Source organism: Streptomyces sp. NPDC043896 (genome assembly GCF_056435605.1).
The window spans coordinates 86,751-108,779 of the sequence record NZ_JBWKEE010000012.1 but is presented as its reverse complement, the minus strand read 5'-3'; the positions used below and the strand labels follow the sequence as shown (position 1 = coordinate 108,779).

At 72.0% G+C, this 22,029-nt stretch carries 21 protein-coding genes; 18 read left to right on the top strand and 3 right to left on the bottom strand.

The window, feature by feature from the left end; all coding sequences use genetic code 11:
- Positions 1-22: 22 nt before the first annotated feature.
- The 12 genes from AC069X_RS19315 to AC069X_RS19260 all read left to right on the top strand — a co-directional run bounded on the left by AC069X_RS19315 (position 23) and on the right by AC069X_RS19260 (position 9,981).
- Positions 23-1,033: a sugar ABC transporter substrate-binding protein gene (locus AC069X_RS19315; RefSeq protein ID WP_478729800.1), complete on the top strand. Its 1,011-nt coding sequence runs from the start codon at positions 23-25 to the stop codon at positions 1,031-1,033.
- Positions 1,030-2,070 carry an ABC transporter permease gene (locus AC069X_RS19310; protein ID WP_478729799.1) on the top strand — a complete coding sequence of 347 codons (1,041 nt, stop codon included), beginning with the start codon at positions 1,030-1,032 and terminating at the stop codon, positions 2,068-2,070. The genes AC069X_RS19315 and AC069X_RS19310 overlap by 4 nt, the downstream gene beginning before the upstream one ends.
- Positions 2,067-2,903 carry an ATP-binding cassette domain-containing protein gene (locus tag AC069X_RS19305; protein WP_478729798.1) on the top strand — a complete coding sequence of 279 codons (837 nt, stop codon included), beginning with the start codon at positions 2,067-2,069 and terminating at the stop codon, positions 2,901-2,903. Before AC069X_RS19310 ends, AC069X_RS19305 begins: the two co-directional genes overlap by 4 nt.
- Positions 2,900-4,069, top strand: coding sequence for an ROK family glucokinase (locus AC069X_RS19300; protein WP_478729797.1), 1,170 nt, complete (start codon positions 2,900-2,902; stop codon positions 4,067-4,069). Before AC069X_RS19305 ends, AC069X_RS19300 begins: the two co-directional genes overlap by 4 nt.
- Positions 4,066-4,668, top strand: coding sequence for a hypothetical protein (locus AC069X_RS19295; protein ID WP_478729796.1), 603 nt, complete (start codon positions 4,066-4,068; stop codon positions 4,666-4,668). The genes AC069X_RS19300 and AC069X_RS19295 overlap by 4 nt, the downstream gene beginning before the upstream one ends.
- Before the next feature lie 37 nt (positions 4,669-4,705).
- Positions 4,706-5,338 (top strand): MBL fold metallo-hydrolase, encoded by a 633-nt coding sequence (locus AC069X_RS19290; RefSeq protein ID WP_478729795.1) that lies wholly within the window; start codon positions 4,706-4,708, stop codon positions 5,336-5,338.
- 30 nt (positions 5,339-5,368) lie between these two features.
- On the top strand, positions 5,369-6,148 hold the full coding sequence (locus AC069X_RS19285) for an exodeoxyribonuclease III (RefSeq protein WP_478729794.1): 780 nt from the start codon (positions 5,369-5,371) through the stop codon (positions 6,146-6,148).
- A gap of 63 nt (positions 6,149-6,211) precedes the next feature.
- The gene (locus AC069X_RS19280; RefSeq protein ID WP_478729793.1) at positions 6,212-6,652 is read left to right on the top strand and encodes a DUF6278 family protein; all 441 of its coding nucleotides are present in this window, start codon (positions 6,212-6,214) and stop codon (positions 6,650-6,652) included.
- 132 nt (positions 6,653-6,784) lie between these two features.
- Positions 6,785-7,528 (top strand): amino acid ABC transporter ATP-binding protein, encoded by a 744-nt coding sequence (locus AC069X_RS19275; protein ID WP_478729792.1) that lies wholly within the window; start codon positions 6,785-6,787, stop codon positions 7,526-7,528.
- 11 nt (positions 7,529-7,539) lie between these two features.
- Positions 7,540-8,445 (top strand): glutamate ABC transporter substrate-binding protein, encoded by a 906-nt coding sequence (locus AC069X_RS19270; protein ID WP_478729791.1) that lies wholly within the window; start codon positions 7,540-7,542, stop codon positions 8,443-8,445.
- A gap of 16 nt (positions 8,446-8,461) precedes the next feature.
- Positions 8,462-9,106: an amino acid ABC transporter permease gene (locus AC069X_RS19265; RefSeq protein WP_478729790.1), complete on the top strand. Its 645-nt coding sequence runs from the start codon at positions 8,462-8,464 to the stop codon at positions 9,104-9,106.
- On the top strand, positions 9,103-9,981 hold the full coding sequence (locus AC069X_RS19260) for an amino acid ABC transporter permease (protein WP_478729789.1): 879 nt from the start codon (positions 9,103-9,105) through the stop codon (positions 9,979-9,981). The genes AC069X_RS19265 and AC069X_RS19260 overlap by 4 nt, the downstream gene beginning before the upstream one ends.
- Before the next feature lie 34 nt (positions 9,982-10,015).
- On the opposite strand, the gene AC069X_RS19255 is transcribed toward AC069X_RS19260, so the two are convergent.
- Both AC069X_RS19255 and AC069X_RS19250 read right to left on the bottom strand, forming a co-directional pair.
- A complete protein-coding gene (locus AC069X_RS19255; protein WP_478729788.1) occupies positions 10,016-11,602 on the bottom strand; it encodes an alpha/beta fold hydrolase in 1,587 nt (528 codons plus the stop codon).
- 129 nt (positions 11,603-11,731) lie between these two features.
- Complete coding sequence (locus AC069X_RS19250; RefSeq protein ID WP_478729787.1) at positions 11,732-12,994, bottom strand: L,D-transpeptidase; 1,263 nt, start codon at positions 12,992-12,994, stop codon at positions 11,732-11,734.
- A gap of 316 nt (positions 12,995-13,310) precedes the next feature.
- Here AC069X_RS19250 and murJ point away from each other — a divergent pair, with 316 nt between their 5' ends.
- The 5 genes from murJ to AC069X_RS19225 all read left to right on the top strand — a co-directional run bounded on the left by murJ (position 13,311) and on the right by AC069X_RS19225 (position 19,445).
- Positions 13,311-15,041, top strand: coding sequence for a murein biosynthesis integral membrane protein MurJ (gene murJ, locus AC069X_RS19245; protein ID WP_478729786.1), 1,731 nt, complete (start codon positions 13,311-13,313; stop codon positions 15,039-15,041).
- A gap of 40 nt (positions 15,042-15,081) precedes the next feature.
- Positions 15,082-15,762 (top strand): response regulator, encoded by a 681-nt coding sequence (locus AC069X_RS19240; RefSeq protein ID WP_478729785.1) that lies wholly within the window; start codon positions 15,082-15,084, stop codon positions 15,760-15,762.
- 3 nt (positions 15,763-15,765) lie between these two features.
- Positions 15,766-17,232, top strand: coding sequence for an ATP-binding protein (locus AC069X_RS19235; RefSeq protein ID WP_478729784.1), 1,467 nt, complete (start codon positions 15,766-15,768; stop codon positions 17,230-17,232).
- The gene (locus AC069X_RS19230; protein WP_478729783.1) at positions 17,229-17,816 is read left to right on the top strand and encodes a hypothetical protein; all 588 of its coding nucleotides are present in this window, start codon (positions 17,229-17,231) and stop codon (positions 17,814-17,816) included. Before AC069X_RS19235 ends, AC069X_RS19230 begins: the two co-directional genes overlap by 4 nt.
- A 360-nt stretch (positions 17,817-18,176) precedes the next feature.
- Positions 18,177-19,445 (top strand): cytochrome P450, encoded by a 1,269-nt coding sequence (locus tag AC069X_RS19225; protein WP_478729782.1) that lies wholly within the window; start codon positions 18,177-18,179, stop codon positions 19,443-19,445.
- Here AC069X_RS19225 and AC069X_RS19220 read toward each other — a convergent pair.
- The gene (locus tag AC069X_RS19220) at positions 19,405-20,127 is read right to left on the bottom strand and encodes a hypothetical protein (RefSeq protein ID WP_478729781.1); all 723 of its coding nucleotides are present in this window, start codon (positions 20,125-20,127) and stop codon (positions 19,405-19,407) included. The genes AC069X_RS19225 and AC069X_RS19220 overlap by 41 nt on opposite strands.
- A gap of 101 nt (positions 20,128-20,228) precedes the next feature.
- Between AC069X_RS19220 and ggt the strand changes: the two genes are divergently transcribed.
- Complete coding sequence (gene ggt / locus AC069X_RS19215) at positions 20,229-22,028, top strand: gamma-glutamyltransferase (RefSeq protein WP_478729780.1); 1,800 nt, start codon at positions 20,229-20,231, stop codon at positions 22,026-22,028.
- Position 22,029: the final 1 nt, after the last annotated feature.

Below are 22,029 nucleotides of genomic sequence, written 5' to 3'. Positions count from 1 at the left end.
GACGAGGGAAGGGCACGGGGACGTGGCTAGGGTTCGGACAGGGGTACGCGTCGTCGGCGCCGTGCTCGCGGCGGTACTGGGGGCCTCCCTCGCGGGCTGCAGCAGCACGGGCGGCAAGCGCGCCGAGGAACGGGCGAAGGCCGCGGAGGCGGGCCGGCCCGCCGTGTCCACGCCGCGCTGGACCTTCGCGATGGTCACGCACGCGGGCGACGGCGACACCTTCTGGGACATCGTGCAGAAGGGCGCCAAGGAGGCCGCGGCGAAGGACAACATCAACTTCGTCTACTCCCATGACGACCAGGCGCAGCAGCAGGCCCAGTTCGTGCAGAACGCCATCGACCAGAAGGCCGACGGGATCATCGTCAGCCTTGCCAAGCCCGAGGCCCTCAAGGACGTCATCGCCAAGGCCGTCAAGGCCGGCATCCCGGTGGTCACGGTCAACTCCGGCTCCGCCCAGTCCGCCGAGTACGGGGCGCTCACCCACATCGGCCAGGACGAGGAGATCGCCGGCGAGGCGGTCGGCACCGAGCTGACCAGGCGCGGGAAGAAGAAGGCCGTCTGCGTCCTGCACGAGCAGGGCAACGTGGGCCACGAGCAGCGCTGCGCCGGGGCCAAGAAGACCTTCGGCGGCTCCATGGAGAACCTGTACGTCGAGGGCACCAACATGCCCTCCGTCCAGGCGGCCGTCCAGGCGAAGCTCCAGGCGGACCCCTCCGTCGACGCCGTCGTCACGCTCGGCGCGCCGTTCGCCCCCACCGCCGTCAAGGCGAAGGACGCGGCCGGCAGCAAGGCCGAGGTGGACACCTTCGACCTCAACGAGTCCGTCGCCCGCGACCTGAAGTCGGGGGCGCTGGGCTTCGCCGTGGACCAGCAGCCCTACCTCCAGGGCTACGAGGCCGTGGACCTGCTGTGGCTCTACCGCTACAACGCGGACGTCCTCGGCGGCGGGCGGCCCGTGCTGACCGGCCCGCAGATCGTCACCGCGGCCGAGGCGGCCAAGCTGGAGGAGTACATCAAGCGGGGCAGCCGATGAACACCCCCGCCGCTCCCGCGGCCGACGAACGGCTCGCGCCCACCTCGTACGTCCGGCGGCTGCTGGGCCGCCCCGAGCTGGGCGCGGTCGTCGGCGCCGCCGCGGTCTTCGTCTTCTTCTGCTTCGCCGCCGACAGCTTCCTGAGGCCCGCGAGCCTGAGCACCGTCCTGTACTCGGCCTCCACCATCGGCATCATGGCCGTCCCGGTCGCCCTGCTGATGATCGGCGGCGAGTTCGACCTGTCGGCCGGCGTCATGGTCACCACCTCGGCGCTGTTCAGCTCGATGTTCAGCTACCAGATGACCGCGAACGCCTGGGTCGGCGTCCTGGTCTCCCTGCTGGTCACCCTGGCCATCGGCTTCTTCAACGGGTTCATGCTGACCCGCACCAAGCTGCCGAGCTTCATCATCACGCTCGGCACCTTCCTGATGCTCACCGGCCTGAACCTCGGCTTCACCAAGCTGATCAGCGGCTCGGTGTCCACCAAGACCATCGCCGACATGGAGGGCTTCTCCTCCGCCCGGGCCCTGTTCGCCTCGCAGTGGAACATCGGCTCGGTCACCCTCAAGGTCACCATCCTGTGGTGGCTGGTGCTGGTCGCCGTCGCGACCTGGATCCTGCTGCGCACCCGCGCCGGGAACTGGATCTTCGCCGTGGGCGGAGGTGCCGACGCGGCCCGCGCCACCGGTGTCCCGGTCGTCAAGACCCGGATCGGCCTCTACATGGGCGTCGCGCTGTGCGCCTGGATCTCCGGGCAGCACATCCTCTTCTCCTTCGACGTCGTCCAGTCCGGCGAGGGCGTCGGCAACGAGTTCCTCTACATCATCGCGGCCGTCATCGGCGGCTGTCTGATGACCGGCGGCTACGGCTCCGCGATCGGCTCCGCCGTCGGCGCCTTCATCTTCGGCATGACCAGCAACGGCATCGTCTACGCCCAGTGGAACCCGGACTGGTTCAAGTTCTTCCTGGGCGCCATGCTGCTGCTCGCCACGCTGCTGAACGCATGGGTCCGCAAGCGGGCGGAGGCGCGGGCATGAGCACGCCACTCGTGAAGCTGACGGACGTCAGCAAGTACTACGGCAACATCCGCGCCCTCCAGGGGGTCTCCCTGGAGGTGTCGGCCGGCGAGATCACCTGCGTGCTCGGCGACAACGGCGCCGGCAAGTCCACCCTCATCAAGATCATCGCGGGGCTGCACCGGCACGACGCCGGCAGCTTCGAGATCGAGGGCGAGCCGACCGAGCTCGCCAACCCGCGCGCCGCCCTCGACCACGGCATCGCCACCGTCTACCAGGACCTGGCCGTCGTCCCCCTCATGCCGGTGTGGCGGAACTTCTTCCTCGGCTCCGAGCCGACGAAGGGCCGCGGCCCCTTCCGCCGCCTCGACGTGGAGTTCATGCGCGAGACCACCCGCGCCGAGCTGCTGCGCATGGGCATCGACCTGCGCGACGTCGACCAGCCCATCGGCACCCTGTCCGGCGGCGAGCGGCAGTGCGTGGCCATCGCCCGCGCCGTGTACTTCGGCGCCAAGGTCCTCGTCCTGGACGAGCCCACCGCGGCCCTCGGCGTGAAGCAGTCCGGCGTGGTCCTCAAGTACGTCGCCGCCGCCCGCGACGCGGGCCTCGGCGTGGTCCTCATCACCCACAACCCGCACCACGCGTACCTGGTCGGGGACCGTTTCGTCCTGCTCAAGCGCGGTGCCATGGCGGGCAGTCACACCCGCGACTCGATCACCCTCGACGAGCTCACCCGGCAGATGGCGGGCGGCTCGGAGCTGGAGGAGCTGAGCCACGAGCTGGAGCGGGTGGCAGAATCAGGGGCGACCACCCCATCCGATCCGGCCACCGACAGGGACGAAACGACTCGATGAGCACGTACCGGGACTTCACGCTCGCCCACCGGGGGGCGGCGCGAGGCACCGTCCTGCGGACCGTCGGGACCCGCGAGCGCCGCTCGCTGCGCACCGCCCCGCGCGTCCCGACCGTCGGCATCGACATCGGCGGCACCAAGGTGATGGCCGGCGTGGTCGACGCCGACGGCGTGATCCTGGAGAAGATCCGCACCGAGACCCCGGACAAGTCCAAGAGCCCCAAGGTCGTCGAGGACACCATCGTCGAGCTGGTCCTCGACCTGTCCGACCGGCACGACGTGCACGCCGTCGGCATCGGCGCCGCCGGCTGGGTCGACGCCGACCGCTCCCGCGTGCTCTTCGCCCCGCACCTGGCCTGGCGCGACGAGCCGCTGCGCGACGCCCTCCAGTCGCGGCTCGCGGTCCCGGTCATGGTGGACAACGACGCCAACACCGCCGCCTGGGCCGAATGGCGCTTCGGCGCCGGCCGCGGCGAGGACCACCTCGTCATGATCACCCTGGGCACCGGCATCGGCGGGGCCATCCTGGAGGGCGGCCAGGTCAAGCGCGGCCGCTTCGGGGTGGCCGGCGAGTTCGGCCACATGCAGGTCGTCCCCGGCGGGCACCGCTGCCCCTGCGGCAACCGCGGCTGCTGGGAGCAGTACAGCTCCGGCAACGCCCTGGTCCGCGAGGCCCGCGAGCTGGCCGCCGCCGACTCCCCGGTGGCGTACAACATCATCGCCAAGGTCGGCGGCAACGTCCACGAGATCACCGGCCCGCTCATCACCGAGCTGGCCCGCGAGGGCGACGCCATGTGCGTCGAGCTCCTCCAGGACATCGGCCAGTGGCTCGGCGTCGGCATCGCCAACCTCGCCGCCGCCCTCGACCCCTCCTGCTTCGTCATCGGCGGCGGCGTCAGCGCCGCCGACGACCTGCTGATCGGCCCCGCCCGGGACGCCTTCCGCCGCCACCTCACCGGCCGCGGCTACCGCCCCGAGGCCCGCATCGCCAAGGCCGAGCTCGGCCCCGAGGCCGGCATGGTCGGCGCCGCCGACCTCGCCCGCCTCGTCGCCCGCCGCTTCCGCCGCGCCACCCGCCGGCGCGTCGAGCGGTACGAGCGCTACGCGCAGCTCGGCCGGCGCGGCGCCGCGGGCCCCACGGACCCCAAGGATCAGGAACAGCAGTGACACCGCCCTCCCTGCCCCGCCAGGCCTCCTCCCCGGAAGCGGGCGCCAACCGGCCGCCCACCCCCGAGGAGCGCGAGGACCGCAGGCGCACCGTCCGGCGCCGCTGGGTCACCGCGATCATCATCGTGCTGCTCATCGGGGTCCCGGCGGGCTACCTGTTCATCTCGGCCCAGCAGAGCCGCGAGAGCGGCAGGAACAAGGCCGCCCGGGTCGGCGCGGTCAAGGTGCGCCCGGCCTGGCCGTCCAGGGTGCAGCGCAGCATCTACGAGGTGCCGATCCCGGTGCCGGGGGCCTCGTCGGTCGGTTACCTGGAGACCAACAACTGGCACACCAGCCGGCTCTACGTGCAGTTCCAGGTGACCCCGGCCGCCCTGGACACCTTCCTCGCCTCGGTCGGCACCAGCCGCGGGGCGCTGACCCCCGGCGTGTCCGTCTCCGACCGTGACGCCGGCGTCGCCGGCTGGAGCTGGAGCCCGACGCACGCGTGGTCCGGGGTCACCCTGGAGGCGGAGGACCCGCGCCCCACCCGGGACGTCACCGTCGACTTCACCAACCCCTCGGCCCCCCGCGTGTACGTGGTCTCCACCACCGTCCCGTAGACCGCTCCCCGGTACCCGGCACGCCTAAGGTGGGATCATGAAGCTCACCAAACGGCTGCACTCCTGCGTCCAGTTGGAGAAGGACGGGCGCGTGCTCGTCATCGACCCGGGCGCCTTCAGCGAAGCGGACGCGGGCCTCGGGGCGGACGCCCTGCTGGTCACCCACGAGCACCCCGACCACTTCGACGAGGGCCGGCTGCGCGCGGCGCTCGACGCGAACCCGGCCGCCTCCCTGTGGACCCTGCGCAGCGTCGCGGACCGGATGGCCGCCGCCTACCCCGGCCGGGTGCACACCGTGGGCCACGGCGACGCCTTCACGGCCGCCGGGTTCGAGGTGCAGGTCCACGGCGAGCTCCACGCCGTGATCCACCCCGACATGCCGCGGGTCACCAACGTCGGCTACCTCGTCGAGGGCTCCCTCTTCCACCCGGGGGACGCGCTGACCGTGCCGGGCGTCCCGGTGGAGACGCTGATGCTGCCGGTCCACGCGCCGTGGAACAAGGTCGCCGAGGTGATCGACTACGTCCGCGAGGTGAAGCCGGCCCGGGCCATCGACATCCACGACGCCTACCTCGCGGACATCGCCCGGCCGGTCTACGACATGGTGCTCGGCACGTTCGGCGGGGCCCCGCACAGCCGTCTCGGCGCAGGTGAGAGCGCCGCACTCTGACTGTCGGTGCCGGGCGGTAGGTTGGTGGGCATGCGTATCGCCACGTACAACGTCAACTCGATCACCGCCCGGCTGCCGCGCCTGCTGGCCTGGCTGGAGAGCTCCGGCACCGATGTGCTGTGCATCCAGGAGACCAAGTGCTCCGCGGAGCAGTTCCCCGCCGCCGAGCTGCGCGAGCTGGGCTACGAGTCGGTCGTCAACGCCACCGGCCGGTGGAACGGCGTCGCCCTGCTCTCCCGCGTCGGGCTGGAGGACGTCGTGGTCGGGCTGCCGGGCGGCCCCGACTACGAGGGCGTCCAGGAGCCCCGCGCCATCTCCGCCACCTGCGGCGGCGTGCGCGTCTGGTCGGTGTACGTGCCCAACGGCCGCGAGGTCGAGCACGATCACTACGGCTACAAGCTGAACTGGTTCGGCGCCCTGGCCACCGCCATCGCCGAGGACGCCGCCGGCACCCGCCCCTTCGCGGTGCTCGGCGACTTCAACGTGGCGCCGACCGACGAGGACGTGTACGACCCGGCGGTCTTCGCGGGCCTGACCCACGTCACCCCGGCCGAGCGCGCCGCCCTGGAGGCCCTGCGGGCCGCCGGGCTGGCCGACGTGATGCCGCGCGCGCTCAAGTACGACCGTCCGTACACCTTCTGGGACTACCGCCAGCTCGCCTTCCCCAAGAACCGGGGGATGCGCATCGACCTGGTGTACGGGAACGAGCCCTTCGCGAAGGCGGTCAAGGACGCCTACGTCGACCGCGAGGAGCGCAAGGGCAAGGGCGCCTCCGACCACGCCCCGGTCGTCGTCGACCTGGAGGTCTAGAAGACGGGGGGATCAAGGCGCGCCCTGTGGCCGGCCGGGGATCCTGGTGCCAGGCTGGTCGGTATGAACATCCCTTTCCTGGCCAACTGGCGGAACCGGCACGAAACGGAACAGGCCGCGGGACTCGCCGCCGCCCTCGGGGATGATCCCGAGGGCGTCGCCGAGCTGTTCGCGGAGTGCGAGCTGCTGCGGTCCCAGGCGAGGGCGGCCGGGCTGGAACTCGACCAGACCCCGGCCTCGTTGGAGGCGCTGGACCAGCTGATGCCGCGCTGGCGCCGGGACCCGGAGGCCGTGCCCTGGCTGGGCAACGACGCGGGCTTCTACCTCGGCACCGTGATCGTGCGCAGCCTGCGGGGCGCCGTCTGGCAGGTCTGGCCCAACGGCCAGCCGGTGATCCGCCTGGCCTCCGGGCGGGAGCTCAACGTGATCGAGTCGGGGCTGTCCTGGGCGATGACCGGCTCCCCGGAGCTCAGTCAGGCCTACGCCGAGGCTTCCGAGGACTGACCGGCACCGAATAAAAGCGCCAATGCGCCAATGTACTTTATGTACCTTTTAAGCGTGTCGAGGTGAAGTCCCCTTCGACGGCTGGATAGTTTGCGCTGACCTCGACACACCGACAAGTGGGCAGGGCAGCGTATGGCCGTCGATCCGTTGATCGAGCTGCGGGACGTCAACAAGCACTACGGGAAGTTGCACGTCCTCCAGGACATCAACCTCACCGTCGGCCGCGGGGAGGTGGTGGTGGTCATCGGGCCCTCCGGGTCCGGCAAGTCCACCCTCTGCCGCACGATCAACCGGCTGGAGACCATCGAGTCCGGCACCATCACCCTCGACGGCCGGCCGCTGCCCGCCGAGGGCAAGGAGCTGGCGGGCCTGCGCGCCGAGGTCGGCATGGTCTTCCAGTCCTTCAACCTCTTCGCCCACAAGACCGTCCTCGCCAACGTCTCGCTCGCCCAGATCAAGGTCAGGAAGCGCAAGAAGGACGAGGCCGACAAACGCTCCCGGGAACTCCTGGAACGGGTGGGCCTCGCGAACCAGGCGGACAAGTACCCCGCCCAGCTCTCCGGCGGCCAGCAGCAGCGCGTGGCCATCGCCCGCGCCCTCGCCATGAACCCGAAGGCGCTCCTCTTCGACGAGCCGACCTCCGCCCTCGACCCGGAGATGATCAACGAGGTGCTGGAGGTCATGCAGCAGCTCGCCCGCGACGGGATGACCATGGTCGTCGTCACCCACGAGATGGGCTTCGCCCGCTCCGCGGCCAACCGCGTCGTCTTCATGGCCGACGGCCGGATCATCGAGGACCGCACCCCGGAGGCCTTCTTCACCGCCCCCGAGAGCGACCGGGCCCGGGATTTCCTCTCCAAGATCCTCAAGCACTGAGGGGCGGCCCGATGAAGCACACCCTGCGCGCACTCGCCCTGGCCGTGCTGCTGCTGGCCGCCGCCGGCTGCGGCAAGCCCGGCAGTCCGCCGGTCAAGGGGCCCCAGCCCGAGGACCTGCCCGTCTACCAGGTCGACACCGCCTTCTCCCTGCCCCAGTCGCGCACCTGGGAGAAGGCGAAGAAGCGCGGCCGCCTCGTGGTCGGCGTCAAGGAGGACCAGCCGTACATGGGGGAGAAGGACCCCGCGAGCGGCCGCTACTCCGGCTTCGACATCGAGATCGCCAAGATGATGGCGGCCTCGCTCGGCTTCGGCCCCGAGAAGATCGAGTTCAGGACGATCGCCTCCGCCAACCGCGAGACCGCCCTGCAGAACGGCCAGATCGACTACTACGTGGGCACCTACACGATCAACGACAACCGCAAGAAGCAGGTCGGCTTCGCCGGCCCCTACTTCATGGCCGGCCAGTCCCTGCTCGTCCGCCGCGACGAGCAGGACATCAAGGGCCCCGAGGACCTCGCCGGCAAGAAGGTCTGCTCCGCCGCCGGATCCACCCCCTACCAGCGGCTCCAGCGGGAGTTCCCCAAGGCCGTGCTCGTCGCCTACGACACCTACTCGGTGTGCGTGGACAACCTGCTCACCTACCAGGTCGACGCCGTGTCCACCGACGACTCCATCCTCCTCGGCTACGCCGCCAAGGTCCCCGAGGAACTCAAGGTCGTCGGCAAACCCTTCTCCGAGGAGCCCTACGGCATCGGCGTCCCCCGCGGCGACAACGCCCTGCGCTTCGCCCTCGACGACGCGCTGGAAGAGGACGAGAAGAACGGCAACTGGAAGAAGGCCTACGAGGCCACGCTCGGCCTCTCCGGCCAGCCCGCCCCCGAGCCGCCCGCCATCGACCGCTACCCGGCGGGCTGAGGGAGAACGCACCTCCATGGACGTACTCACCGAGAACTTCGCGCTCTACGGGAAGGGCTTCCTCGGCACCGTCGAGCTGACCGTCTACGCCTCGCTCCTCGCCCTGGTCCTCGGCTTCCTGATGGCCTCCTTCCGCGTCGCGCCCGTCGGCTCCTTCCGCGTCTTCGGCACCGTCTGGGTGACCGTGCTGCGCAACACCCCGCTCACCCTGCTCTTCTTCGCCGTACTGCTCGGCCTGCCGCGCTTCGGACTGGTCCTGCCCTTCGAACTGTTCGCCGTCCTCGCGCTCGGCTGCTACACCTCGGCCTTCATCTGCGAGGCGCTGCGCTCCGGCATCAACACCGTGCCCAAGGGGCAGGGCGAGGCCGCGCGCAGCCTGGGCATGTCCTTCGGGCAGGTCCTGGGCGCGGTGGTGCTGCCGCAGGCCTTCCGCTCCGTCATCCCGCCCATCGGCTCGACCCTGATCGCGCTCGCCAAGAACTCCGCGATCGCCGGCGCCTTCAGCGTCACCGAGCTGCTGGGCACGTACAAGACCCTCAACGAGCTGGGCTACAGCATCATCTGGACCTTCGTCTGGATCGCCGTCGGCTACCTGATCATCACCCTGTCCATCAGCGCGCTCTTCAACGTGCTGGAGAAGCGCTACGGAGTCGCCCGATGACCGCGCACGCGCTGCACGGGGACCTGGAGTCCACCGCCCTCTACGACCTGCCCGGGCCCAAGGCCCAGCGCCGCCACTTCCTCTACGGGATCGCCTCCACCGTGGTGATCCTCGCCCTGCTGGCCTGGATCCTGTACCTGCTCTTCGACACCAGCCAGTTCACCGCCGCCAAGTGGGGCCCCTTCGCCTACGAGGGCATCCAGGAGCTGCTGCTCAGGGGCCTCGGCAACACCCTGAAGGCCTTCGCCTACGCCTCGGTGTTCTCGCTCGTGCTCGGCGCGGTGCTCGCCACCGGCCGGCTGTCCGCGCACCGGCCGGTGCGCTGGCTGGCGACCCTGTGCGTGGAGTTCTTCCGGGCCATGCCGGTGCTGGTGATGATCTTCTTCATCTTCGTGGCGCTGAAGGTCCAGCCGCTGCCCGCGCTGGTGGCGGGGCTGACCCTGTACAACGGGTCGGTGCTGGCCGAGGTCTTCCGTACGGGCATCAACGCCGTGGAGAAGGGCCAGCGCGAGGCGGCGTACGCGCTCGGCATGCGCAAGACGCAGGTGATGACCTTCGTCCTCGCCCCGCAGGCGGTCCGGGCGATGCTGCCGACGATCATCAGCCAGCTGGTGGTGGCCCTGAAGGACACCTCGCTGGGCTTCCTGATCACCTACGAGGAGTTCCTGCACGCGGGCAAGCTGATCGCCTCGAACCTGGACTACGACCTGCCGTTCATCCCCGTCGTGATGATCATCTCGCCGATCTACATCGGGATGTGCATGCTGCTGTCCTGGTTCGCCACCTGGGTCGCGCGCCGTGAGCGGCGCAGCCTGAAGACCAGGGCCGTCGAGGTCGCCCCCGCCGAACCGGGCACGGTACTGCCGGGGAGGTAGGCGCGGAGCCTTCCTCCCCGGCGGCAGCCGCGGATCACTGCTCGCGCAGCGGCACCGAGACGTACGAGGGATCGGTGCGCGGCGAGGAGAAGGTCAGCTGCGCGCCGGTGGGGTTGTGCTCGATGTAGAGCGGGTCGACCGTGTCGACGACGAGCGCGAGCCGGTGGCCCTCGGGCACGTCGTAGGCGGTGGAGAAGAGGTCGAGGTCGACCCCGAAGGACTGGCCGGGGGTCTTTCCGTGGAAGGTGTACGGGGCGTTGCTGACGAGCTTGCCGATGCCGAGCGGGCCGACGTCGTAGAGGTAGGCGACGAAGGTGCCGTCGCCCTTGGTGGGCGTGACGGTGGTGTGCAGGCGCACGGTGCCGCGGATCCGGCGCTCCCGTTCGTAGCGCGGGGACTGCCAGACGGCGGCGAAGGAGCGGGGGAGCAGCGGGATCGAGGCGGTCGGGGGCGCCTTGGCGAACTGGTCGAGGACGCTGGAGAGGAAGAGGATCCCGCCGTTGGCGCCGGAGTCGACGTTGGCCCAGACGTGCTCGCTGTCGGCGAGGGGCAGCTTCTCGGTGCCGCCGGAGCCGACCGACTTCCAGTCGGCGTAGCCCTCGTAGCCCCCGGCGCTGCGGGACTTGATCTGGACCGGGGCCTCGGTGTCGACGCCGTTGCGCTCGCCCTTGAGGTAGCGGTCGAACCAGCGGTGGGCGTTGGTCCAGGTGTCGTTGGGCAGGCCGAGCAGGCCGCCGGCCTCGGCGGTGGCGTGGTCGCCGGGGCGGAACTCCAGGCGCTTGGGGCCGGTGAGCTTCTCGAAGAAGGCCGCGTACTGGTTGGGCGGGAAGATGGTGTCGCCCCAGGCGTTGCCCAGCATGATCGCGGCGCCGTTGGCGTTGATCCGGTCCACCTGCGCGGAGGCGGAGCGTTTCCTCCCCCACTCGATCATGGCCTGCTCGTTCTCCAGCTTCGAGCCGAGGAAGTCCCCGAGGACCTGCTGGAGTTCGGGTCCCGGGCGGCCGGTGAGGTGGCCGGCGGCGCCGAGCATCCCGGCGGCCTGGAGGTGCTGGGTGCGGCCGGAGTAGATGGACTCGATCAGGTCGGCCCAGCCGCTGAGGGCGACCACGGCCTTGACGCGCGGGTCGTGCGCGGAGGCCAGCAGGCTGATGCCGGCGCCGTACGAGACCCCGCCGAGGCCGATGCGGCCGGGGTCGGCGGGGGTGTGGGCGAGGGCCCAGTCGATGACGGCGGAGACGTCGGCGATGTCGGCCGGACCGGCTGTCTCGATCTGCCCGCCGGAGAGCCAGAAGCCCCGCGAGGTGTAACTGACCACGACGTAGCCGGAGTCGGCGAGCTGCTTGGCCTGGGCGATGTATTCGATCTGCGGCATGCCCCAGCTGGTGGGGAGCACGATCAGGGGGTGATTCCGGCCGGGCTCGGTGCCGGCCGGGGTGAAGACGTTGCCCTTGAGGGTGATGCCGCCGGAGCCGGGGATGTCGTGGAAGCGCACCTGGGACGAGGCGTCCGTGAGCGACGTGGTCGCGGCGGGGGCCGCCTGGGCCTGGTGGGGGGCCAGGCCCAGGGCGGCGGCCGCGAGCAGTGCGGCCACGGCCGCTGCGGTGGTGGGGCGGGTCCTCATCGATCGCTCCTCGCGTGCGCCGGTGTCCGAAAGTGACCCGACGGTAACGGGAAGGGCTTACCGGAGGTAACCCATGAGTAAGTTACGTAGCGGTAACAATTGAGGAGGTGACGGCGGCCCGCCGTGCGGTCAGCCCTGCTGGGTGCCGCCGCCGGCCAGGGCGCTCTTGGCCTTCCACTGGTCCCAGGAGAGGTTCCACTCGCCGTACCCGTTGCCGAGGTCGGCGTTGCCCTTGGAGCCGCTGCCGACCACCTCGAAGGGGTCGCCGACCTGCACCCGCTCGTAGAAGGACTTCGCGTCGGCGTCGCTCATCCCCACGCAGCCGGAACTGCTGTTGGCGCGGCCGAAGTTGGCGGCGTTCCACGGCGCGGCGTGCGCGTACATGCCCGACCAGGTCAGCCGCATCGAGTAGTCGACCATCTTGTCGTAGGAGTCACCCAGGCCCACCGTCTGGGAATCCATCCGGATGGTGCCCTCCTTCGACATCAGCACCATCTTCCCGGACCAGGAGGCCTTCTGGCCGCCGGGCGTACCGGCCGAGACGGGGATCGTCTTCACCACCTGGCCGTCCTCGGTCACCGACATCTTCTTGGTGTCGAGGCTGACCTCCATCCGGCGGTCCTTGCCGATTTTGAACTCGGTGTTGTAATCGCGGGCGAAGAGCCCGCCGCCGGGGCCGGAGTCCACCCCGTTCAGGTCCATCTCGACCTTCACGTCGGTGCCGGACTTCCAGTACTCCTTGGGCCGCCAGTCGACCCGGTCCTTCCCGGAATAGTCCTTGAACCAGCCCCAGGACCCCTCGGTGTTGTTCGACGTGGTGACCTTCAGCTGCTTCTCGACCTCGGCCTTGTTCTTCACCGGATTGTCGAAGACGAGCGAGACGGGCATCGCGACGCCCACCGTGCTGCCCTTCGGGATGTTGATGGAGACCTTGTTCACCTTGTCCGCGGGCGAGGTCTTGAACTGGGTGCTCGCGCTCTGGCTGGCGGTGTTCTGCGCCTCGACCTTGTAGTCGGTGCCCGGGGACGCGTTGCGCTCCGAGGTCCAGGTCCGGCCGTCGGCGGATATCTGCCCGGGCAGCTCCCCGCCCTTGCCGTCCGTCACCTTCACCAGCGAGAACTTGCCGTCGGCCAGGGTCACCTTGACGGGCTCGCCCGCCTTGACCTGGTCACCCGTGAGGTTCACCGAGACGGCCATGGCCGGGGCGTCCTTCGCGTCCGCCGCTTTGCCCTCGCCGGCCGTCCCGCCGTCGGAGCCGCCCCCGCAGGCGCTCAGCGCCAGCGTGAGGAGCGCGGTGCCCGCCAGTGCGGCGTGACGGGCGCGGCGGCGCGGAAGTGCGGTGCGGCGTGTACGGCTCAACGAAAACCCCTCCGAAACAACGGTCGTCCTCATATGAGGAGTGAACGCGGCAACATTAGGTTGCGCATTCGCCGGAAAAAGTTCTCGACGGTGTATGTGACGCGGGCCGCAGCGGAACTGTTGCCGTACGGTCACATTCGATGCCCGCCCTCCGGAAAGCCCGCCCGCCGAAAACCGGCCCGCCGGAATTCTCCGGCAACCGCGTCCAGCTGGCGGAAAAGGGACCTTCGGCGCCGCCGGCAGGCCGAAAGGCCCTACCGGAGGCGGAATTCGACCGCCCGCCCGGTGACGGGCCGCCCGGCGGACCGGGTTACCCTCCCCCTTCGGCAAGGCGAAGGGAAACACCCAGATGTACGGACCCACCAGCGGCGCGGCACCCACACCAACGGGCCCGCCCGCGACGGCCGGCGGGATCCCCGCGACCGCAGGCGGCGCCCCCGCGGCGGCCGGCGGCACCTCCGCGGCCGACCCCGCTCCCGCCGCGCCCCCCGCCAAGACCTCGGTGCTGCGCAGCGGCGCGCTGATGGCGGCCGGCTCCGTCGTCTCCCGCGCCCTCGGCTTCGTCCGCTCCGCCGTGGTCCTCGCCGCACTGGGCGCCGGGATCCTCGGGGACAGCTACGCCGTCGCCAACACCGTCCCGAACATCATCTACATGCTGCTGATCGGCGGCGCGCTCAACGCCGTCTTCGTCCCCGAGCTGGTACGCGCCGCCAGGGAACACCGCGACGGCGGGGCCGCGTACACCGACCGGCTGCTGACCGCCTGCACCGTGGCCCTGCTCGTGCTCACCGCCGTCGCCGTCCTCGCCGCCCCGCTGATCGTCGGCGCGTACACCCCCGCCGAGTACACGGACGGCGAGCGGAGCACCGTCGTCGCGCTGGCCCGCTTCTGCCTGCCGCAGATCTTCTTCTACGGACTCTTCACCCTGCTCGGGCAAGTGCTGAACGCCCGCGGCCGGTTCGGCGCCATGATGTGGACCCCCGTCCTCAACAACGTCGTCATCATCGGAGTCTTCGGCCTCTTCCTCCTCGCCTCCCACGGCGGCCGCGACGGCCTCAGCGCCGCCGACACCCGGCTGCTGGGCATCGGCACCACCGCCGGGATCGTCATCCAGGCCCTCGCCCTCATCCCCTCGCTGCGCGCCGCCCGCTTCCGCTGGCGCCCCCGCTTCGACTGGCGCGGCAGCGGCCTCACCCGCCCCCTGCGCAACGCGGGCTGGCTGGTCATGCTCGTCCTCACCAACCAGTTCGCCTACTGGGTGGTGACGGTGCTCTCCACCACCGTCGGACACCGCCCCGGCGGCTTCGGCTACGCCGCCTACAGCAGCGCCTACCAGCTGTGGATCGTTCCCCAGGGCATCATCACCGTCTCCCTGGTCACCGCCCTGATGCCCCGGATGAGCTCCGCCGCCGCCGACGGGGACCTCACCGCCGTCCGCGAGGACGTCTCGTACGCGCTGCGCTCCAGCGCCGCCCTCGTCCTCCCCGCCGCGGCCCTCTTCGCCGCGCTGGCCCCCTGGGTGATGGACTGCGTCGCCGGGTACGGGGACGTCACCACCGCCGAGGTCGGGGCCATGGCGGGCATGCTCATCGCCTTCGCCCCCGGCCTGGTCGCCTACTCCGCCCAGTACGTGCTCGCGCGCGGCTTCTACGCCCTCTCCGACACCCGCACCCCCTTCTTCCTCAACCTGGTCATCGTCGCCGTCAACGCCGCGCTGTCCTACGCCGCCTACCTGCTGCTGCCCGCCCGCTGGGCCGTCACCGGCATGGCCGCCGCGACCTCCCTCGCCTTCCTCGCGGGCGCCGCCGTCACCGGGTACACCCTCGCCCGGCGGCTCGGCCCGCGCCGCGGGACCCGTACCACCGCTTTCTCCACCCACCTGAGGCTCCTCGCCGCCTGCCTGCCCGCCGCCGGCGCCGGGTACGCGGCCGCCCGCGCCGCCGACGGCCTCGGAGCCTTCGCGGCCGCCGGGGCGGGAACCGCGGCGCTCGCCCTGGTCGTCGTACTCCTCGCCCGGCCGCTGCGCCTGGCGGAGATCACCGACCTGCTGGACTCCCTGCGCCGGAAGGTCGGACGGTAGCGGGAGGAAAGCACATGAATCACCCTGGAATACTGGCCGGATGCCACGCGTACTGCTGATCGAGGACGACCCTTCCATCCGGGAAGGAGTCGGCCTCGGTCTGCGCCGCCGGGGCCACGAGGTGAGCGCCGCCGCCACGGGCGAGGAGGGCCTCGCCCTCATCGCCGGCTTCCGCCCCGAGCTGGTGCTGCTGGACCTGATGCTGCCCGGGATCAACGGCGTACAGGTCTGCCGCCGGATCCGGGAGACCAGCCAGGTCCCGGTCATCATGCTCACCGCCCGCGGCGACGACTTCGACATCGTCGTCGGGCTGGAGGCCGGCGCCGACGACTACGTCGTCAAACCCGTCCGCACCGAGATCATCGAGGCCCGCATCAAGGCCGTGCTGCGCCGCCTGGGCGACCCGGGCGGCCGGCCCGGCGTGGAACACCACGGCGAACTCGCCATCGACCGCGCAGGACTGACCGTCGCCAAGAACGGCGAACGGGTCCCCCTCGCACCCAGCGAGATCAAACTCCTGCTCCACCTGTCGGCCTCGCCCGAGCAGGTCTTCTCCCGCCAGCAGCTGCTGGAGTACGTGTGGGAGCACAGCTACCACGCCGACGCCCGCCTCGTGGACGCCTGCGTACGCCGGCTGCGCAACAAGGTCGAGGACCCCGCCCGCCACCCCCGCTACATACAGACCGTGCGGGGTTTCGGCTACCGCTTCGGCCCCCTCTAGGCCGTGCCCTCCGGACCCGCACGCTCCCGCATCGCCCCCTTCGGTCTGCGCACCCGGCTGATCGCGGCGTTCCTGCTGGTCGCCACGATCTGCGCGGTCAGCACGGCCGCGCTCACCTACCGGCAGGCGCGCAGGGCCGTCCTCACCCAGAGCCAGGACACCGCCGTCAGTACCCTGCGCGACCAGCTGGAGGGCCAGGGCATGAGCCTGCCCATGGACCGCCAGCAGCTCCAGCGCCTCGTCAACGACCTGGGCAAGCGCGGCAAACCGCACTCCTGGGTGGTCTACGGGGAGTACGGCACCCTGCGCGTCTCCTCCAACGGCACCCCCACCACCTCCGCCCTCCTCACCCGGAAGCTGCGCGAACAGGTCGCCGCGAACCCGCACGCCGCCTTCCAGCGCGTGGAGGACGCCCACGGCGAGCCCTACCTCACCATCGGCATGCCCGCCGTCTACGTGCGGGGCGGCAACCGGGAGCCCACCGGGGTCACCGTCTACGCCGTCATGCCGCTGACCAGCGAACAGCAGACCGTCGACGCCATGGTCGAGGCCGCCAAGCAGGGCGCGGTCCCGGGCCTGGCCATCGCCCTCGTCCCCGCCCTGCTCGCCGCGCGCAGCGTCCTGCGCCCCGTACGGGACATGCGGCGCGCCGCACAGAACCTGGGCCGGGGCCACCTCGACACGCGCATCGAGGTCAAGGGGAGCGACGAACTCGCCGGCCTCGCCCGCACCTTCAACGAGACCGCCGGCGCTCTGGAGGAGTCCGTGGCCGAACTGCGCGAGGCGGAGGCCAGGGCACGCCGCTTCGCCGCCGACGTCTCCCACGAACTGCGCACCCCGCTCGCCGGGATGCTCGCCGTCACCGAGGTCCTCGACGAGGACGCCGGCGGGCTCGACCCCGACACCGCCAAGGCCCTGCGGCTGATCAGCGCCGAGACCGGCAAACTCGCCGTCCTCGTCGAGGACCTGATGGAGATCTCCCGCTTCGACGCCCGCGCCGCCGAACTCAACCTCGACGAGGTGGACATCGCCGAAGCCGTGGGCAAGACCCTGGAGCGCCGCCACTGGGACGGCGACGGACGCGTCACCGCCGAGCTGCCCGAAGGGGTCCGCGCCCGGCTGGACCCGCGCCGCTTCGACGTGGTCCTGGCCAACCTGGTCGGCAACGCGCTGCGCCACGGCGAGGCACCCGTACGGATCGCCGTCCGCACCGAGGAGCACCCTGGCGGGGAGCGGCTGCTGCTGGAGGTCGCCGACAGCGGTCCGGGCATCGCCGAGGAGGTGCTGCCGCACATCTTCGACCGGTTCTTCAAGGCCGACGCGGCCCGCACCCGCTCCGCCGGCAGCGGCCTCGGACTCGCCATCACCCTGGAGAACGTCCGGCTGCACGGCGGCGTCCTCAGCGCGGCCAACGCCCCCGGCGGGGGAGCGGTGTTCACCCTCGACATGCCCCTGGAGGCCACCGCATGATCCGTACGCGGAACCGTGGTACGCGGAACCGCCTTACGCGGACCGGCCGTACGCGGACGCGCGCGGCGGCCGCCGCCCTGCTCGGTCCGGCCCTGCTGCTCACCGGCTGCGGGATCAAGCCCACCGGGGTCGTGGAGAGCGGCGCCGCCGCCAAGGTCGTCGTCGCCGCGCCCGCCCGCACGTCCATGGCCTACTTCGTCACCCCCGAGGGACGGCTGGTCCCCTCTCCCCAGCCCGAGCACACCCGCGACGGCCCCCGGGGCAGCCTGGCGGGACTCCTGAGCGGCCCCGGCGCCCCGGAGCTGGAAGCCGGCCTGGGCACCCGGCTGCCCCCGCTCGACGAGCGGGGACTCGGCGAGATCGGCGTCGGATTCACGGCCCGCGACCGGGTGGAGGCACGGCTCCCCTTCCCCGTGGCGGACCTCGACCCGGTGGCCCGCCGCCAGCTCGTGTGCAGCACCCTGTCCACCCTCGCCCCGGCCTTCGACGCGGTGCTGCGCGGCACCGACACCGCCCTGGAGGCGGCCCGCTGCGACGCGGTGGGCCACGGCGGCGGGGAGGACGGGGAGGACGGGGAGGGCTGAAGGACCGTCGGCGCGCGCCCCGGGGCGGGCCCGGTGTGGCCCCCCGGATGGGCCCGGCGCGGGTCCCCGGGGCGGGCCCGCACAGGGTTCCGAGCCCGCCCCGCGCCCATCCCGGGCCGGGCCCGCCCGCGCCCATCCCGGGCCGAGCCCGCCCCGCGCCCATCCCGGGCCGGGCCCGCCCGCGCCCATCCCGGGCCGGGCCCGCCCGCGCCCATCCCGGGCCGGGCCCGCCCGCGCCCACCCGGGCCGGGCCCGCACAGGTCCCGCGCGCCCGTCCCCGCGAAGGGCCCGCGGGGGTAGGGCCCGCGTGCGGCCGACGGCCTCTTGCGGCGGCCCCGGCCTCCCGCCACCGTGTGGACCATGGACAGCGCCGCCCGGCCCACCGGCATCCCCGACGTCTTCGACCCCCGCGTCTACGCCGAGGCGGTCCCCCACGAGCGCTACCGGCTGCTGCGCGACCGGCATCCCGTGGCCTGGCAGGAGGAGCCCGAGGTCCAGGGCTGGCCCGCGGGGCCCGGCTTCTGGGCCGTCACCCGGCACGCCGACGTCGTCCGCGTCCTGCGCGACCACGCCACGTACTCCTCGTGGCTCGGCGCCACCCAGATCCGCGACCCCGACCCCGCCGACCTGCCGTTCCTGCGCAGCACCATGCTCAACCAGGACCCTCCCGGCCACGGACGGCTGCGCCGCCTGGTCTCACGCGCCTTCACCCCCGCCCGCGTCGACGCCTTCGCGGGCCGGGCCCGGGAGCGCGCCCGCACCCTCCTCGCCGCCGCCCGGGACCGCGCCGAGGACGGCGCCGCCGACATCGTGCGGACCGTCACCGACGAGTACGCCCTGCTCAACCTCACCGACCTGCTGGGCGTGCCGCCCGCCGACCGGGGCCTGCTGCTGGAGTGGACCGTACGCGTCATCGGCTACCAGGACCCCGAGGACGCCCCGGCCCCCCTCATCGGCCCCGACGGCAGACCCCTCAACCCGCGCTCCCCGGCCCTGCTCGGCGAGATGTTCGGCTACGCCCGCGAACTGGCCGCGTACAAGCGGAAGCATCCCGGGGACGACGTGATGACCGCGCTCGCACAGGCCGGACTGGCCCCCGCCGAGCTGGAGATGTTCTTCTTCCTGCTGACCGTCGCCGGCAACGACACCGTGCGCGGCGCCGCGCCCGGCGGCCTCCTCGCCCTGGCCCGCCACCCCGACGCCTGGCAGTGCTTCGCCGACGGCAGCGCCCCGCCCGACCGGGCCGTCGAGGAACTCCTGCGCGTCCACCCGCCGGTGCTCAGCTTCCGCCGCACCGCAGCCCGCGACACCGAACTCGCCGGCACCCGGATCCGCGCCGGGGACAAGGTGGTGGTCTTCCACGCCTCCGCCAACCACGACGAACGCGTCTTCCCCGACCCGCACCGGCTCGACCCCGCCCGCTCCCCGAACCCCCACGTCTCCTTCGGCGACGGCCCCCACGTCTGCCTCGGCGCCCACTTCGCCCGGCTCCAGCTGCGCACCCTCTACGAGGAGTGGCGCGCCTCCATGCCCGCTCCCGAACTCGCCGGCCCGCCCCGCCGGCTGGTGTCCAACTTCATCAACGGCCTCACGCGGCTGCCGCTGCGGGTGTCCGGGCCGCCCCGGTGACGTCCGCGACCAGCTCCGTCACGTCCGGCCCGTAGGCGTCGGAGTTGACCACCTTCAGCACGAGGCAGAAGGACTCCCGCCGGTACTTGCGGGCCAGCTCCTCGTGGTTCCGCGCCAGGTAACGGGCCGCCGCCCGGTTGCTGTTGGAGGTCTGCCCGGACAGCAGGAAGACCGGCCGCGTGCCCGGCCCCGTGGTCAGCCGGGCCAGCAGCACGTACTCGGCCAGGCCCGGCTCCCAGCGGTACGTGTTCCCGCCGACGGCGATCGACCCCCGGTCCGGACCGGATTCGGTGGACTGGTCGACCCGTACCCCGGGGAGCAGCGAGTGCAGGTGGGCCACGGTGCGGGAGTTCGAAGCGGGCCCGCCGACGCAGAACTCGGCGCGCTCGCCGAAGCCCTGCCGCGCCTCGTGGGTGACGACCTGCACCGTCGCCCCGCAGTCCTTTATCAGGGCGGATATCTCCAGCAGCGCGAAGGCGTCGTTGCGGTGCAGCGAGTTCTCCGTGCCGCCCATCTGGCGGTTGACCACGAACAGGCAGTCCGAACCGGCCGGCAGCCCGAAGAAGGCCTGCTTGCGGCGCAGCGCCCGGCGCCACAGGTACGTTCGGGTGAACCAGCCGAAACCGCCGCTGACGGCGGTCGCCACCACCCCGAGCACGATGTTGCGGACGTCGTCGTTCATGCGGCGGATGGTAGCCGCCGCACCGCCTTCCTGACGCGGCGCGTCCCGTGAAGTTAGGCTGCCGATCCTAGGTCTGACAGGCAGTCGACTGGAGGAACCGGATGCGCGCTTCCGCAGCACGTCAGTTAGCGTTCGCAGCCCTCGCCGGGGCGCTCGTCTCCACCGGGGCCGCCGCCCCGCCGCAGCAGACCCCCGTCCCGCCCAAGGTGCCCGTCGCCACGGGCTACGGCGGGGCCGTCGCCACCGTCGACGCCGACGCCTCCGCGGCCGGCATCGCCGTACTGCGCTCCGGCGGAAACGCCGTGGACGCCGCGGTCGCCGCCGCCGCCGCGCTCGGGGTCACCGAGCCGTACTCCGCCGGGATCGGCGGGGGCGGCTACTTCGTCTACTACGACGCCCGCTCGCGCCGCGTGCACACCATCGACGGCCGCGAGACCGCGCCCGCCACGGCCACCGAGACCCTCTTCCAGGAGAACGGCGTACCCATCCCCTTCGCCGAGGGCCAGACCAGCGGCCGGTCGGTCGGCGTCCCCGGCACGCCCGCCACCTGGAAGAGCGCCCTCGACGCCTGGGGCAGCCGCCCCCTCGCCCACCTGCTGCGCCCGGCCGAGAAACTGGCCCGGGACGGCTTCACGGTCGACAGCACCTTCCGCGCCCAGACCGAGGCGAACCAGGACCGCTTCAAGGACTTCCCCGCCACCCGCGAACTCTTCCTGCCGGGCGGCCGACTGCCCGTCGTCGGTTCCACGTTCAAGAACCCCGACCTCGCGGCCACCTACGCCGAACTCGCCCGCAAGGGCACCGGCGCGCTCTACCGGGGCCCCATCGCCGAGGACATCGTCAACACCGTCCGCAAGCCCCCCGTCGACCCGGCCGCCACCCGCAAGGTCCGCCCCGGTGACCTGACCACCGACGACCTGCGCGCGTACGCGACCAAGCGGCAGGCCCCGACCCAGGTGAGCTACCGGGGCCTGGACGTGTACAGCATGGCCCCGTCCTCCTCCGGCGGCACCACCGTCGGCGAGGCGCTCAACATCCTGGAGCGCACCGACCTGTCGGAGCTGTCCCAGACGCAGTACCTGCACCGGTACATCGAGGCCTCCCGGATCGCCTTCGCCGACCGGGGCCGCTGGGTCGGCGACCCGGCCGCCCAGCCCGTCCCCACGCGCGAGCTGCTCTCGCAGCGGTTCGCGGACTCGCGCGCCTGCCTCATCGAGCCCGACCGTACGCTGACCAGCCCGCTGGCCCCCGGCGACCCCCGCAACCCCGTCCCCTGCGCCACCACGGGCGAGGCCGCCCCCACCACCTACGAGGGGGAGAACACCACCCACCTCACGGTCGCCGACCGCTGGGGCAACGTGGTGTCCTACACCCTGACCATCGAGTCCACGGGCGGCAGCGCCATCACCGTTCCCGGCCGGGGCTTCCTGCTCAACAACGAGCTGACCGACTTCTCCTTCGCGCCGGCCGCCCCCGGGGTGCCCGACCCGAACCTGCCCGGCCCGGGCAAGCGCCCGCGCTCGTCCATGTCCCCGACCATCGTCCTGGAGCACGGCCGCCCGGTCCTCGCGGTCGGCTCCCCGGGCGGCGCCACCATCATCACCACCGTCCTGCAGACCCTGACCGGCCATCTGGACCGGGGCCTGCCGCTGGTGGACGCCATCGCCGCGCCGCGCGCCAGCCAGCGCAACCAGACCACCACCGAGCTGGAGCCGGGCCTGTGGAACAGCCAGCTGCGCACCGAGCTGGAGGGCCTGGGCCAGGCCTTCCGGCAGAACCCGGAGATCGGCGCCGCCACCGGCGTCCAGCGCCTGCCGGACGGCCGCTGGCTGGCCGCCGCCGAGACCAGCCGCCGGGGCGGCGGTTCGGCGATGGTCGTACGGCCGCAGGGCAGGCCGTAGC